The organism is Curtobacterium sp. MCPF17_050, from assembly GCF_003224435.2.
Taxonomy (GTDB): Bacteria; Actinomycetota; Actinomycetes; order Actinomycetales; family Microbacteriaceae; genus Curtobacterium.
In genome coordinates, this window is sequence record NZ_CP126250.1 from 1,975,096 (window position 1) to 1,990,181 (window position 15,086).

At 72.1% G+C, this 15,086-nt stretch carries 11 protein-coding genes and 1 other RNA gene; 5 read left to right on the forward strand and 7 right to left on the reverse strand.

Annotated features, from left to right (window positions below; all coding sequences use genetic code 11):
* Window positions 1-371: 371 nt before the first annotated feature.
* The 4 genes from DEJ34_RS09350 (at window position 372) to DEJ34_RS09365 (ending at window position 6,704) form a co-directional block, all read left to right on the forward strand.
* On the forward strand, window positions 372-3,113 hold the full coding sequence (locus tag DEJ34_RS09350; protein WP_110901476.1) for a helix-turn-helix transcriptional regulator: 2,742 nt from the start codon (window positions 372-374) through the stop codon (window positions 3,111-3,113).
* A gap of 48 nt (window positions 3,114-3,161) precedes the next feature.
* Window positions 3,162-3,881, forward strand: coding sequence for a M50 family metallopeptidase (locus DEJ34_RS09355; RefSeq protein WP_110901477.1), 720 nt, complete (start codon window positions 3,162-3,164; stop codon window positions 3,879-3,881).
* Between the two features lie 139 nt (window positions 3,882-4,020).
* On the forward strand, window positions 4,021-5,400 hold the full coding sequence (locus DEJ34_RS09360) for an O-acetylhomoserine aminocarboxypropyltransferase/cysteine synthase family protein (RefSeq protein ID WP_110911914.1): 1,380 nt from the start codon (window positions 4,021-4,023) through the stop codon (window positions 5,398-5,400).
* Window positions 5,400-6,704, forward strand: coding sequence for an LLM class flavin-dependent oxidoreductase (locus tag DEJ34_RS09365; protein ID WP_110911913.1), 1,305 nt, complete (start codon window positions 5,400-5,402; stop codon window positions 6,702-6,704). The genes DEJ34_RS09360 and DEJ34_RS09365 overlap by 1 nt, the downstream gene beginning before the upstream one ends.
* Window positions 6,705-6,719: 15 nt before the next feature.
* Here DEJ34_RS09365 and DEJ34_RS09370 read toward each other — a convergent pair whose 3' ends face one another.
* From DEJ34_RS09370 to DEJ34_RS09400, 7 genes are all read right to left on the reverse strand, one after another.
* Entirely contained in the window at window positions 6,720-7,505 is a 786-nt protein-coding gene (locus DEJ34_RS09370) for a hypothetical protein (protein ID WP_146236953.1), read from the reverse strand.
* Between the two features lie 197 nt (window positions 7,506-7,702).
* Window positions 7,703-8,078, reverse strand: a transfer-messenger RNA (tmRNA) gene (gene ssrA / locus DEJ34_RS09375).
* Window positions 8,079-8,203: 125 nt separating this feature from the next.
* Window positions 8,204-8,680 (reverse strand): SsrA-binding protein SmpB, encoded by a 477-nt coding sequence (smpB, locus tag DEJ34_RS09380; RefSeq protein ID WP_110825237.1) that lies wholly within the window; start codon window positions 8,678-8,680, stop codon window positions 8,204-8,206.
* A gap of 121 nt (window positions 8,681-8,801) precedes the next feature.
* Entirely contained in the window at window positions 8,802-9,716 is a 915-nt protein-coding gene (gene ftsX / locus DEJ34_RS09385) for a permease-like cell division protein FtsX (protein ID WP_110825176.1), read from the reverse strand.
* The gene (ftsE, locus tag DEJ34_RS09390; RefSeq protein WP_110825177.1) at window positions 9,713-10,468 is read right to left on the reverse strand and encodes a cell division ATP-binding protein FtsE; all 756 of its coding nucleotides are present in this window, start codon (window positions 10,466-10,468) and stop codon (window positions 9,713-9,715) included. Before ftsE ends, ftsX begins: the two co-directional genes overlap by 4 nt.
* Window positions 10,469-10,544: 76 nt before the next feature.
* A complete protein-coding gene (gene prfB / locus DEJ34_RS09395) occupies window positions 10,545-11,654 on the reverse strand; it encodes a peptide chain release factor 2 (protein WP_110825178.1) in 1,110 nt (369 codons plus the stop codon).
* Between the two features lie 80 nt (window positions 11,655-11,734).
* Entirely contained in the window at window positions 11,735-12,898 is a 1,164-nt protein-coding gene (locus DEJ34_RS09400) for a cysteine desulfurase family protein (RefSeq protein ID WP_110901481.1), read from the reverse strand.
* 37 nt (window positions 12,899-12,935) lie between these two features.
* Here DEJ34_RS09400 and DEJ34_RS09405 point away from each other — a divergent pair, with 37 nt between their 5' ends.
* Window positions 12,936-15,008 (forward strand): glycogen debranching protein, encoded by a 2,073-nt coding sequence (locus DEJ34_RS09405; RefSeq protein ID WP_258368401.1) that lies wholly within the window; start codon window positions 12,936-12,938, stop codon window positions 15,006-15,008.
* Window positions 15,009-15,086 lie beyond the last annotated feature (78 nt).

A 15,086-nucleotide genomic window follows, 5' to 3' on the forward strand; every position in this document is an offset into this window, starting at 1 on the left:
GCGCATCGGACTGACGGTTCCTCCAGCACGACCGATGGTGGGTTACCGTTCTCGTGGCGGCAGGTCAGTACTCGTCGGGATCCCTAGTCCCGGTCACCACGGACCCACCGTCATCTCGTCCGACTGCCCTAACCCGAGGGGTGACCACGACGATGGATTCATCGTTCCCGAGCGGGACCGAGCCCACCCAGGCTCGTCGTCCGCGATCCGTCCACACATCGACCCTGCCAGTGTCCCGGGCCACCCACCCGATGCACACCGGCACCTCCCACCGTGGGGCCACCCACCCCGCCGCGGGATCCCCCGCCGTCGGCTCCCCGGCCGACCCGTCCTGCTCCCCCGTCCCTGGCGCCGGAGGCCGGTGAGTCCGCATGGAACTCACCGGCCGACGCACTGAGGTCGACCGGATCACGACCCTCGCCGTACTCCCCCGGGAGTCCGCGCTGGTCGTCGTCGGCGACCCCGGCTCCGGACGCACGAGCGTCCTCGACGCGGCCAGTGGCCGCGTCCCCGTCCCCGTCGTCCGCATCGGCGTCAACGGGACCGAGTCCCGTTGGCCGCTCAGCGGCGTGACGACCCTCTTCGGCGCACTCGACGACCCCCGGGCCGCCGCGCACGTGACACGGATCCTCGCGTCGGTCCGCGACGCGGACCCGTCCCGGGCGATCGTCGTGGCGCACGAGCTCCTCGCGACGCTGCGTGTGCTGCAGCTCCCGCCGACGCTCGTCCTCATCGACGACCTCGACCGGATGGACGCGGCGAGCCAGACGCTCATCGCGTTCCTCGCCGGTCGGCTGGTCGGCACGTCGCTGCGGATCGTGGCGACGGTGGCGAGCCTCCCGTCCGACGGGCCGCTGACGGCACTGCCGTCGATGCGCCTGGAGGCCCTGCCCGCGGACGAGACGCTGCTGCTCGCCCGCAGCATGGTCGCCGAGGACGCGAACGACGGTGTGCTGGCGGTCGTCGCCGAGCAGACCGCCGGCAACCCCGGCGTGCTCCGCGAACAGCTCGACGTGCTCAGTCGGGACCAGCTGCTCGGCTCCGAGCCGCTCGTGCTGCCGTTGCGACCCACCGAGACCACCGGCCGGATCGCCGCCGCGGCCGTCGCCGGGACCGGCACCCGCGACCTCGAGGTCCTGGCCCGCCTGGCCCTGGTGCCCGTCACCCGCGCGGTCGGGCCGGAGTGGGACCGGGACGTCGTGGAGGACCTCGCCGCACTCGGTCTCGTCACGGTCCGCGGGCAGTCGATCGCCGTCCGTTCGCCGCTCGTGCGGTCCTGGCTGCACTGGCAGATGCCCGCCCGTGACCGTCGTGCTGCCCACGCCGGGCTGGCCGCGTCCGCCGACACCTCGGACCCGCGTGCCGCTGCCTGGCACCGGAGCTTCACCGCGGACGAGCCCGACGCCGTGGCGCTCCTGCACGCGGCGCGCGAGTACGCGGCCGACGGTGAACCCGGCGCCGCGGTCACGCTCACCGAACGGGCCCTGCACGTCGGGACGCGCTCGGAGCCGGAACACCTGGCGCTCCTGGCCGTCGCGGAGGTGCTGCTCACGCGCCGTCTCCTCGGCTACGCGGCGCGGTACCTCGCGGCGATCGAGCCGTTCGCCTCCCGCCTCGACGACGTCCGCCGCCTCCGCCTGCACTACTCGGTGCAGTACCTCAGCGGCGAAGCGGTGGTGGCCGACGAGCTCATCGTCCCGGCCGACGCCGGCGACCACGACGAGGCCCTGGCCGTGACGGGCCTCGTGGCCATGGTCGCGAGCTTCCGGGCCGAGGCGTGGGAGCTCGACCAGGCCCGTGAACTCCTGGAGCGCGCCGAACCGTACGAGCACGACCTCCCCACACCGACCGCACAGGTCCTCCAGGCCGCCCGCACCATGGTGGCCGCGATCGCCGGTCACCTGCCGGCCGACCGGGACCTGCACGACGGACTCGCGACGCCGAGCCTGCTCGCGCTGTCCGACCCGGCGCTGCTCATGCTCGCGCACGCGCTGAGCCTGTCCGATCGGCACCGGAGCGCCCGCCGTGTGTTCGCCCTGGTCCTCACCCGGTCCACGCACACCGCGCCGGTGTGGCTCGAGGCCGCGCGGTACCTCTCCGCGGAGAACGAGGTGCGGTCCGGCGACTTCCGCCTCGCGCACCGGGCCATCGACGCCTGGGAGTCCGGGTCGAGCGTGGTCGAGCGCCTCCGGGAGCCGTCGCGGGCGATCGCGATCGCGTGGCGGCACTTCCTCGAAGGACATCCCTTCGCGGCCCTCGACGTCCTCGACCGGTGCCTCGCGGACCGGTCCACGAGCGGGCTCTGGGGTGCGACGGCGAAGCTGCACGCGTTCCGCGGGCGGGTCCTGCTGTCCGAGGACCGGTTGGACGAGGCGGTCACCGCGCTCGAGACCGCGGACGCGATCGGTCGGACGCTGCGGAACCCGACGGTCCTCCGTCACCTCGGCGACCTCGTCGAGACGTACGTCCGGCTCGGCCGGACCGAGGACGCGCGGTCGACGACCGCTCGGCTCGCGGCCGATCACCGTGCGCACCCGTCGCGCTGGGGCGCGCTCGTGCTGGCGAGGAGCCTCGCGCTCGTCGCCGACGAGGACACGCGTGACGCCGCACGGTACCGGGCGCTCGAGCTGTTCGAGCCGACGGACCCGCAGTACGAGCGTGGCCGCACGCTGGCCGCGCTCGCTGCGACGAGCACCGGCCCGGACCGCGCCCGACTCGGTACGACCGCTGCGGCTGCCTTCGAGGCCGCGGGGCTGCGGCGTCCGCTCGTCGCACCGCAGGGCGACGTCGCGATGCCCCCGGTCCACGCCGTCGTCGTGGACGGCGTCGGGGTGCACGCGGAGGCGAGCGGTACGGCGCCGGTGAGTGCGACCCGGTTCCGCACCGCTCCGTCGCCGACCACGCCCCGGAGCGCCCCGGACGCCGTCCCGGTCCTCCCCCTGCTCACCGCGGAGGAGCGTGCCGTCGTGCAGAAGGTGACCGAGGGGTACCGCAACCGCGAGATCGCCTCGTCGCTGTACATGTCGCAGCGAACGGTCGAACTGCGCCTCACGCAGATCTACCGGAAGGTGGGCGCCCGGTCACGCTCGCACCTGGTGGCACTGCTGGGGTGACGCCGGACTCCCAGTGAACACCAGCGGGCGGTCTGGGACGATGGCGCCTTGACCGCCCTGCCCGCCTCCGCCGTGTCCGGCGCCCTGCTCATCGGCGCCGTGCTCCCCCTCCTGCCGTTCCTCGGCCGGATCGCGCGCCTCGCCGCGACGATCGCCCACGAGGTGGGCCACTGCGTCGTCGTCGTGCCGTTCGGCGGTCGCATCCGGCGCATCGACCTGCACGCGGACGGCTCGGGTGAGGCGTGGGTGTCGCTGGGCCGGGTCCCGGGGGCCGTGCGGTGGCTCGTCCGGGTGCTCAACCTCTTCGCCGGGTACAGCGCACCGCTCTGGGCGGGGGCACTGCTCGTCACCGGCGCGGTGGTGGGCACGCCCTGGCTCCCGGTCGTCGTGCTCGGCGTCGTCGGTCTCGTCGCCCTGGCGTTCGTCCGGAACTGGTTCGGCCTGCTCGTCGTCGTCGGGTTCGACGCCCTCGCCCTCTGGGTGGCGCTCCGCCCCTCCGACCTCACCCTGCTCGTCGTCGCGGCCCTCGGCGCCGCGTTCCTCGTCGACGGACTCCGCTCGCTGCTCCAGGTGCTCCGCTGGCTGCTGACCGGGGCCCGCGTCCAGACCGACTTCCACATCGCCGCCGCCGAGATGCGCCTGCCCGCCGTCGTCTGGTTCGTGCTGTTCCTCGGCGTCAACGGCGTCGCGGTGTGGGCCGCCCGCGGACCGCTGCTCGCCGTGTGGGACACCGTCGTGGTGGGCGTCCGGGCGGTCGTCGGGGCGTAGCCGGACACCCGGACCGACGGACGCCGCACCCGGGATGCCGTAACGCGACGTCGTGTTCGCTCCCCCCGGCGCCGGGGCCTGCGAGAGTACCGCCCACAGCAGACCCGAGAGCGCGGGGCGGCAGCACGGAGGTGGACGGATGACGGACGAGCGACCCGGGTTCGCGACGGAGCAGGTGCACGGCGGGTTCCTCCCGGACACCGGACACGGCGCGCGCGTCCCCGCGATCCACATGTCCTCGGGCTTCCTGTTCGACGACGCCGCGCAGGCTCGCGACCGCTTCGCCGGCACCGACGACGGCTACACGTACACGCGGCTCGGCAACCCGACGAACGGGGACGTCGAGCGGCGCATCGCCCTCCTCGAACACGGCACCGAGGCCGTCCTCGTCGGCAGCGGACAGGCGGCGGCGACGGTCGCGTTCCTCGGGCTGCTCGCCGCCGGGGACCACGTGGTCAGCGCGTCGAGCATCTACGAGGGCACCCGCGGACTGCTGCTGCAGAACCTCGGACGACTCGGGATCGAGGTCGACTTCGTCACCGACGCGCGTGACCTCGACGCGTGGGCCGCCGCGGTCCGCCCGGAGACGAAGCTCTTCTTCGCGGAGACCATCCCGAACCCGAAGAACGACGTCCTCGACATCGCCGGCGTCGCGGAGGTCGCGCACCGAGCCGGCGTCCCGCTCGTCGTCGACAACACCCTCGCGACCCCGTACCTCGTGCAGCCGGTCGACCACGGCGCCGACGTCGTGATCCACTCCGCGTCGAAGTTCCTCTCCGGCCACGGCGCCGGGCTCGGCGGTGTCGTCGTGGACGGCGGCCGTTTCGACTGGACGGTGACCCCCGAGCGCTGGCCGCACCTGACCCGGTCGGACCGTGCCCTCGGCGGTGCGAGCCACACCGACCGGTACGGACGCGGCGCGTTCATCGCCTACGCCCGGCACGTCGTCGCCGCCCGCATCGGCCCCACACCGTCGCCGTTCAACGCGTTCCTCCTCCGCCAGGGCATCGAGACCCTGTCGCTGCGCGTCGAACGCCACGTCGCGAACGCGCTCGCCGTGGCGACCTGGCTCGAGGCGCAGCCGGAGGTGACGAGCGTGGACCACGCGGGGCTCGCCTCCAGTCCGTACCACGACCTCGCCCGTCGCTACCTGCCGCGCGGTGCCGGGTCGGTGTTCGCCTTCACGCTCGCCGGCGGCGAGGTCGCCGCGCACGCCCTCATCGACGCGGTCCGGCTCTTCAGCCGGATGACCCACCTCGGCGACGTCCGGTCGCTCGTGCTGCACCCCGCGTCGACGACGCACGCCGGACGGACCCCGGAGGAGCGCGCGGCGCAGGGCATCCACGACGGGCTCGTCCGCCTGTCGGTGGGGATCGAGGACGTCGCGGACCTCATCCGCGACCTGGAGCGCGGGTTCGCGGCCGTCCGTGCGCTCGCCGAACCCGGCCGGGAGGCTCGCCCCGACCCCGCGACGGACGGCGCGACGGTCGGCGTCCCGGCCCCGGCAGGCGTGCGCTGATGGCCCGGATGCAGCACATCGGCTACTTCTTCTCGCGCGGCTTCGGTCCGCAGGCGTGGGGTCGGCCGGACTGGCACTGGGGGCACGACTGGACGAAGCCGGACCTGTACCAGCAGTCCGTCCGGGCGCTCGAGGACGCCGGGTTCGACCTCGTCATCGCGGAGGACGCGATCTCGCTCGGGAACCCCGCGACGCTCGACCTCCGGATCCGCCAGGCGTACGGCGGCCCAAAGCACGACCCGCTCCTCCTCGCGCCGTGGCTGTTCGCGGCGACCCGGCACATCGGCATGGCCCCGACCGTGAACGCCGGGGTGACGCCGCCGTACCTGGCCGCCCGGCAGCTCGCGACCCTCGCGCACCTGTCCTCCGACCGGCTCGGGGTCAACGTGGTCACCGACGTCGGCAGCGCCCGGCACGCCGGCCTCGACCCGGTGCCGCACGACGTCGCCTACGACCGCGCCGAGGAGTGGACCGGTCTGCTCCGCCGCCTCTGGCACTCGTGGGGCGACGGGTACGTCGGGTCCGAGGCCGACTGGCACTTCGCGGACGGCGACCGCCTCGACGCGTTCAGCCACGCGGGCGAGCACTTCCGCACCACCGGGCCGTTGAACGCCCTCCCGCTCGCCACGGACCCCGTCGTGGTCTCCCCCGGCGGGTCCGGACGCGGGCTCGGCTTCGCGGGGACGCACTCCGACGTGCAGCTCGCCCTCGCCCCGCTCTCCGCGGCGGCGGTGTCGGCGTACCGGCGGACGGTGCACGACGCGGCCGTCCGCGCCGGTCGCGGCCCGGACGACGTGCGGGTCCTCTTCGTCCTGAAGCCCGTCGTGGTGTCCTCGGCGGCCGAGGCCGACCGTGTCGTCGAGGCCTCGCGGCACCCCTCGGACGACGACCTCCGCGCCGCCGCCCTGGCCTGGTCGAGCGACGCGGAGACCGACCTGCTCGCGCTCGACCTCGACGCGCCGATCCCGGAGGGCACGTTCGCCGACCACGTGTCCGCCGGCACGGTCCGCGGACTCGTCGGGGACACCCCGGACGCACCGCTCCGGGAACTGCTCACCCGGAAGGCCCGGCTCGGCCGCGTCGCCGACCGGTCCGGGTTCGTCGGGACGGCGGAGGAGTTCGCGGACTTCATCGAGGAACTCGGGTCGGACGCGGACAACGACGGCGTGATCCTGTCGGGCGACCTGCACCCGGCGCAGGTGTACCGCATGCTCGGGGACCTGGTGCCGGTGCTCCGGCAGCGCGGGCTGCTACGCCGGGAGTACGGCGACGGTGGGCTCCGGTCGAACCTGTTCGACTTCTGACCCCCGGGGGACGGGCTACTTGTCCTTCTTGTCGGACTTCTTCTTCCCGTCCGACTTCTTCTTCCCGCTGTCCTTCCCGCCCGACTTCTTCTTCCCGCTCACCTTCTTGTCCGACTTCTTCCCGCCTGACTTCTTCTTCCCACCGGGCTTCTGCGCGTCGGCATCGGGAGCGTCGGCACCGGAACCGTCGACACCGGGACCGTCGACACCGTCGACCGGTTCGACCACGACCGAGGCACCGGTGTCCGTGATGGTCCCGACGGCCTGCCCTTCGACCTCGGTCGCGAGCGCGTCCTCGATCCGCTCGACGACGATCTCGGCGCCCGACCCGGCGAGACGCACCAGGGCCTGGGCGGCACGGAGCCGCGTCGTCGACCGGCGGGCCAGGGCGTCCGCACGTGCCCCTTCGAGGAAAGTCCGCAGCGCACGCTCCGGCTGGCTCCGGCCACGCGGCGCCGCGCGGTCGAGACGGTCGAGCGCGCCGGCCGTCCCCGCCATGTCGTCCTCGACGTGCTCGTGCCGCACGGTCTCGACGAGCGCCGCGACCGCTGCCGCCGCCTGCTCGACCGCGGGGCTCCGCTGGTCCATCACGACGAGCATCTCGAAGACCGCGCCGTAGGACATCGTCTCGAGCCGCACCGGCTCCGCGCCGCGCCCGCGTAACACCAGACGGGCCTCCGGCGTCGGCAGCCACGCGACCACGGCCGCGACCGAGGCGACGGACCCCACGATGCGCTCGTACTCGGCCAGGCCCAGACGGTCCTGCTGTCGCAGACGGACTCGGATCGCGATCTCCTGCACGGGGTACCTCTCGCTCGGGTACGGCACCGCGGACGCGGAACCGTGCCCTCGAACGTAGTCCTCACACCCGGCCGCTCCGGCGACGCGCACCCGCGCCTGCGCAACGGGCCCGGACACGCAGAACGCCCCGCACCGTCCGAGGACGGTGCGGGGCGTTCTGTGGCGACTCACGTGACAGTGGTCCGACGATCGGCAGGTGGTGGAGATGGGGGGAATCGAACCCCCGTCCATCGCTGCAATTCGACGTCTTCTACGGGCGTATCCGGATGTTCGTTCTGCTCGGCCCCGTCCGTTGCTACCGGCTTCTCGGACGACAGGCCCAGTCTCAGTGCACGTCCCGCACGGCCCTGAGGCACAACCGCGCAGCAAGTCCCCTTGATGACGCCGGACTCAGGTTAGGGAACGATCACCTGGCCGACGGACTTCATGTGCTGGGCTGCTTACGCAGCGAGAGCGAAGTCAGTGCGCTTGGAATTGGCACTTGTTGTTTTCCACGGATCGTTGACGAGATGACCGTGGGTCCTCGGCCCGCTTCCCGTCGGCACACAGGCGATGTCGAAACCGATCATCCCCATGCAGGCCGTCGTGCGGACCACTGTCACGCTGTTGAGTTGCCAAGCCCGTCCCCGGAGACCTCCGGGTCAGGCAGCTGTTCAGTCTACCGACCGGACAGCATCAACGCTAGTCGGCCCGCCTGGTCACTCGCCGAGTCGGTTGCGCGACCGCATGGCCCGTTCGGCCTCGCGCTTGTCGGTCTTCTCGCGCAGCGCCTGGCGCTTGTCGAACTCGCGCTTGCCCTTCGCGACCGCGATCTCGACCTTGGCCCGGCCGTCCGAGAAGTAGATCTTCATCGGCACGAGTGTGTACCCGCCCTGCGCGGTCTTGTGCGAGATCTTCACGATCTCCTGCTTGTGCAGGAGCAGCTTGCGCTTCCGCCGCGGTGCGTGGTTGTTCCACGTGCCCTCGGTGTACTCGGGGATGTGCACGGCGTCGAGCCACGCCTCCCCCGCGTCGACGAACGCGTACCCGTCCACGAGCGACGCTCGGCCTTCCCGCAGCGACTTCACCTCGGTCCCGCTGAGCACCATGCCGGCCTCGTACGTGTCCTCGATGAGGTAGTCGTGGCGCGCACGACGGTTCGTCGCGACGACCTTCTCCCCGCGTTCCTTCGCCATGCCCGGCTCCTTCTCGATGGTGTGCACTCGCCCGTGCGAGCCGCCCAGCATATCGAACACGGACGGGCCCGCGCACCTTCCCGGTGCGCGGGCCCGTCCGGGGTCCGCGGGCGTCGCCCGGTCAGACCTTGAGGTAGCGGCGGATCGCGATCGACGCCGACAGCGCCGCCAGGACGACCCCGATGACGATCACCGCCGGGACCACGACCGCCGCGTCGTCCATGCCGATGAACGCGGTGCCCGAGAAGCGTTTCGTCAGGTAGTTCCGGACGAAGAACCAGACCACCGCCAGGATCGCGCCGCCGGCCAGGACCGCTCCCACCGCAGCGGCGATCACGCCCTCGAGCACGAACGGTGTCTGGATGAACCGGTTCGACGCCCCCACCAACCGCATGATCCCGAGCTCCCGGCGTCTCGAGAACGCGGACAAGCGGATCGTCGTCGCGATGAGCAGCACCGCGGCGACGAGCATCAGGGACGCGATGCCGATGGCCGTGTAGGACGAGGCGTTGAGCAGGTTGAAGATCGGCTGCAGGTACCCGCGTTGGTCGACGACGCTCTGCACGCCCGCGACCTTCGACAGGCTCTCCACGAGCACGTCCGCCTGCGACGGGTTCTTCAGGTTCACCCAGAAGGTCTCGTTGAGGTACTCGGGCTTGACGAACTCCGTGGCCGGGGAGTCCTTGAACTGCTGCTTGAACCGCGTGTACGCGTCCTGCTGGTCCTCGAAGTAGGACTTCTCGATGTACGGCTGGAGCGTGGACGAGTCGAGCTGCTGCTTGATCTGGTCCCGCTGGTCGGCGGTCGCCTTCGCGCCGGTGCAGTTGCCGGTCGTGTCGGTGTCGGTGCACAGGTACACCGCCACCTGGGCCCGGTCGTACCAGTAGCCCTTCATCTGGTTGATCTGCATCTGGAGCAGGATCGCGGTGCCGACGAAGGTCAGCGAGATGAAGGTCACGAGGACGACCGACACCACCATCGAGGCGTTCCGTCGGAGACCGGAACCGACCTCGGCCATGACGAGTCCGAGCCTCATCGGATGAGCCCCGGGATCGTCTGGATGCCGGTCGTGTTCGAGACGCCGCCGCGCTGGATCGGCAGGGCCTGGGTCTGGTACCCGCCGGCCTGCTCGTCACGGAGGACCGTGCCGCCGGAGAGCTCGATGACCCGCCGCTGCATCTGGTTCACGATGCTCGCGTCGTGCGTCGCCATCAGGATCGTCGTGCCTCCCTGGTTGATGCGTTCGAGGAGCGCCATGATGCCCGCCGAGGTCGTCGGGTCGAGGTTGCCGGTCGGTTCGTCGGCCAGCAGGACCGCGGGCTTGTTGACGACGGCACGGGCGATCGCGACGCGCTGCTGCTCACCGCCGGAGAGCTCGTGCGGCATCCGGGTCGCCTTGCCGGAGAGCCCGACGAGCTTGAGCACGTCCGTGACGGACTCGCTGATGAAGCCCTTGCTCTTGCCGATCACCTGCAGCGAGAACGCGACGTTGTCGAACACGTTCTTGTTCGGGAGCAGCCGGAAGTCCTGGAACACCACGCCGAGGTTGCGGCGGAAGTACGGGACCTTGCGGGACGAGAGCGCGCCGAGACGCTGTCCGAGGACGTGGATCTGCCCGCGGGAGGGCTTCTCCTCCTTGAGGACGAGCCGGAGGAAGCTCGACTTCCCGGAGCCGGACGCACCGACGAGGAAGACGAACTCACCCTTGAGGATCTCGAGGGTGACGTTGTCGAGAGCGGGACTCGGGTTGCCCGAGTACACCTTGGTGACCTGGTCGAATTTGATCATGACCGGATCAGGGTAGGTCGCGATCCGGTGATCCTGCTCCAGGCGCGCGGCTCACGACCCCGTGGACTCGTGCAGGTCAGTCCTCGTCCGGGCGCTTGCGCCAGCGGATCCCGGCGTTGATGAAGCCGTCGAGGTCGCCGTCGAACACCGCCGAGGGGTTGTTGACCTCGTAGTCGGTGCGCAGGTCCTTGACCATCTGGTACGGGGCCAGCACGTAGTTGCGGATCTGGTCGCCCCAGCTGGCCGTGATCGTGCCCGCGAGTTCCTTCTTCTTCGCGTTCTCCTCTTCCTTCTTCAGGAGCAGGAGGCGCGACTGCAGCACGCGCATGGCGGCGGCACGGTTCTGGATCTGCGACTTCTCGTTCTGCATCGAGACGACGGTGCCGGTCGGGATGTGGGTCAGGCGCACGGCCGAGTCGGTCGTGTTGACGGACTGCCCGCCGGGGCCGGAGGACCGGAACACGTCGACGCGGATGTCGTTCTCCGGGATGTCGATGACCGCGGTCTCCGGCATGAGCGGGATGACCTCCACCGCGGCGAAGGACGTCTGGCGCTTGCCGGCGGCACCGAACGGCGACATCCGGACGAGGCGGTGCGTGCCGGCCTCGACCGACAGCGTGCCGAACGCGTGCGGACCGTCGACCTCGAACGTGGCGGACTTGATGCCCGCTTCCTCCGCGTAGGAGGTGTCCATCACGGTGACCTTCTGGTCGTGCTGCTCGGCGTACCGCAGGTACATGCGCATGAGCATCTCGGCGAAGTCCGCGGCGTCGACACCGCCGGCGCCGGCACGGATCGTGATGACGGCGGGACGGTCGTCGTACTCGCCGTCCAGGAGGGTCTGCACCTCGAGCTCGCCCATGGTCTTGGTGATCGCGGCGAGTTCGGCGAGCGCCTCGTCGGCGGACTCCTGGTCCTCCGCCTCGTTCGCCATCTCGACCAGGACCTCGAGGTCGTCGAGGCGCTGCTCGGTGGCCGTGAGCTTCTTCAGCTCGGCCTGCCGGTGCGCGAGCGCGCTCGTCACCTGCTGCGCGTGGTCGGTGTCCTCCCACAGGTCGGGCGCGCCGGCCTGCTCGCTGAGCTCCGCGATCTCACGCTCGAGGCGGTCCACATCGACCACCGAGCGGATGTTCCCGAAGGTCACGCGGAGGGCGTTGACCTGTTCGGCGATGTCCAGTTCGACCATGGTCCCCGATCCTACCGGCGCTTCCCGGCCGGGAGGACCGGGCCGGCCCCGTCCCGTCGCCCGCGGAACCGGGTGGCCGGTCAGCGTCCGAGCGACGGTTCCCGGGACGCCATGCCGGCGGCACCCGCGCGCGCCACCGCTGCGGGCAGCGCCGCCAGGAACGCGTCGACGTCGTCGTCCGTCGAGGTGTGTCCGAGCGTGATGCGGAGCGCACCGCGCGCGTCGTCCTCGCTGAGCCCCATCGCGAGCAGCACGTGCGAGGCCTCCGGGACCCCGGCCTGACACGCGGACCCGGTGGAGACGGCCACGCCGGCGGCGTCGAGCAGGAAGAGCAGGGAGTCCCCCTCGCAGCCGGGGAAGGTGAAGTGCGCGTTGCCCGGGAGCCGGTCGTCCGGGTCCCCCATGAGCACCGCGGTGGGGACCGCGCGGCGGACCCCGGCGACGATCCGGTCACGGAGGTGCCGGACGTCGGCGTGCGGCGAGGCGGCGGCCACCCCGAAGGCGGCGGCCGCCGGCGCGTCCTGGGTCCCGCTCCGCACCTGCCGCTGCTGGCCCCCGCCGTGGATGAGCGGCTCGACGACGGCGCGACGCCCGAGCACGAGGGCCCCGACGCCGACCGGTCCGCCGATCTTGTGGGCCGACACGCTCAGCGCGTCGAGCCCGGACGCGGCGAAGTCCACCGGGACCTGGCCGTAGGCGGCGACCGCGTCGCTGTGCACCGGCACGCCGGCGTCGTGCGCGAGCGCGACGATGCGCTCGACCGGCTGGATGGTGCCGACCTCGTTGTTCGCCCACAGGAACGTCACCAGGGCGACGTCGTCCGCGGCGGCGAGTCGGGCCTCCAGTGCGGCCAGGTCGACCCGACCCTGCGCGTCCAGCGGGACGACGTCGACGACGGCGCCCTCGTGGCGCTCCAGCCAGTCGACGGTGTCCACCGTGGCGTGGTGCTCGCCGGCCGGGACCACGATGCGGGGTCGCCGTCGGTCCCGCTGGCGCGCCCAGAACAGGCCCTTCACGGCGAGGTTGATGCTCTCGGTGCCGCCGGAGGTGAAGACGACCTCCACCGGGTCGGCGCCGAGCGACGCGGCGACCCGCGCTCGTCCGTCCTCGAGCAGCATGCGGGCGTGCTGGCCGGCGCTGTGGATGGACGACGGGTTCCCCACGGTGCGCAACGCATCGGTGAACGCGGCGAGCGCCTCGGGCAGGATCGGCGTCGTGGCGGCGTGGTCGAGGTAGACGGGCACGGGGTACCCCTTTCTGGAGCGTTTTCAGGATACCCGGGTGTCCTCGTACCCTGGGGTCGTGTACCAGACGGCGATCGACACCATCCCGGGCTTCCGGCTCGACGACGGCGACCCGCGCTTCGCGCTCCGGTCGGCGACGGCGACGGCCGCGGCGGTGGTCGTCGACGGCCGCGGACGCTTCGACCTCACCCGGCAGGGCGACTCCGACCTGTGGACCGCGGTCACCCCCGGCGTCCGAGCGGGTGACGCGTACCACCTCCTCGTCGACGGGCCGACGGGGCCGCGGCACGGGTTCGACCCGGCGCTGCCGCTCCTCGACCCGTACGCGCGGGGCATCGTCCCCACCGGGCACGACCCGGTCGACGGCGCCGACACGGACGGCCGCCCCCGGTGGACGAGCGTCGTCGTGGACGGTGCGTTCGACTGGGGCGGTGTCGGCAAGCCCGAGGTGCCCCGCGACCGCGTGGTCGTCTACGAGGCGAACGTCCGCACCCTGACCGCGGCGAACCCCGTCGTGCCGGAGGACCTCCGCGGCACGTACGCGGGCGTCGCGCACGAGAGCACCATCGCGCACCTCCAGCGGATCGGCGTGACGACGCTCGAACTCCTCCCCGTGCAGGCGTTCGACACGGAACGCTGGCTCCGCGAGGCCGGGCGCGAGAACGCATGGGGCTACAACACGCTCGGGTTCTTCGCCCCGCACGCCGGGCACGCCTCGGCCGCAGCACGGGCAGCGGGTGCGGACGCGGTGCTCCGCGAGTTCAAGGGCATGGTGCGACTGCTCCACGAGGCCGGCATCCAGGTCGTGCTCGACGTCGTCTACAACCACACGGCGGAGGAGGGCCTCGGCGGCCCGACCACGTCGCTGCGCGGCATCGACGGCGCGAACCGCTACCGGTGGTCCGACACGGACACCTACTACGACACGACGGGCTGCGGCAACACGCTCGACACCTCGGTGGAGGCGACCGCCGACCTGGTCCTCGACAGCCTGCGCTACTGGGCGCGCGAGGTGCAGGTCGACGGGTTCCGCTTCGACCTGATGGCCGCGCTCGCCCGGGACGCCGACCACCGGTTCGACCCCGAGCACCCGCTGCTCGACCGCATCCGCAGCCACCCGGACCTGCAGGACACCCTCGTCATCGCCGAGCCGTGGGACGTCGGCCCGGACGGTTGGCGCACCGGGTCGTTCGGTGCCGGGACCCTCGAGTGGAACGACGGCTTCCGGGACACCGTCCGGAAGTTCTGGCTCGGGGACGTCGCCGACGAACGCCGGCACGGCTCACCCGACACCGGGATCGGTGGCCTCGCCGGCGCACTGACCGGGTCGCAGCACCTGTTCGGGAGCCGCGGGCCGCTCTCCGGCGTCAACTTCGTCACCGCCCACGACGGGTTCACCCTCCACGACCTGGTGTCGTACGACGCCAAGCACAACGCTGCCAACGGCGAGGACGGCCGCGACGGCTCGAACGACAACCGCTCGTTCAACCACGGAGTCGAGGGCCCGACGGCGGACCGCGGCGTCCGCGCTGCCCGTGGTCGGTCGATGCGGAACCTCATGGCGACCGTGCTGCTGTCCGCGGGCGTCCCGATGATCACCGCGGGCGACGAACGCAGCCGCACCCAGCACGGCAACAACAACGCGTACGTCGTCTCCGAGGACCTGACCCCGGTGGACTGGTCCGACGACGAGGACGCCGAGTCGATGACCGAGACGGTCGCGGCCCTCACCCGCCTCCGCGCCGCACACCCGGCACTCCGTCCGTCACGCTTCGGCGTCCCCGGGCAGACCACGCCGTCGGCGTCCCGGATGACCTGGTACGGCCCGGACGGGCTGCCGATGACCGCCGAGGGCTGGGACCAGCCGATCCACCGCGCGCTGCAGTACTTCGTCGAGTCCACCCCGGAGCACGAGCCGTACGACCGCGTCCTCGTCGTCGTGCACGGCAGCGGCCGCACCCGCGACATCACGCTGCCGTCCCGCGAGGACGTCTTCGCGTACCGGCTGGCGTGGTCGAGTGAGAAGCACCGGGACCACGAGCGGCACCGCCCCGCCGGCACCGTGTTCACGGCCTACGGTCCGGGCATCCACGTCTTCGAGGTCGTCTGACGATCCGTCGCGCCGCGGCCGGTCCGCCGGGCCCGACACACCAAACGGGGAACACGGACGGCCCGGCCGGGTAGCGTC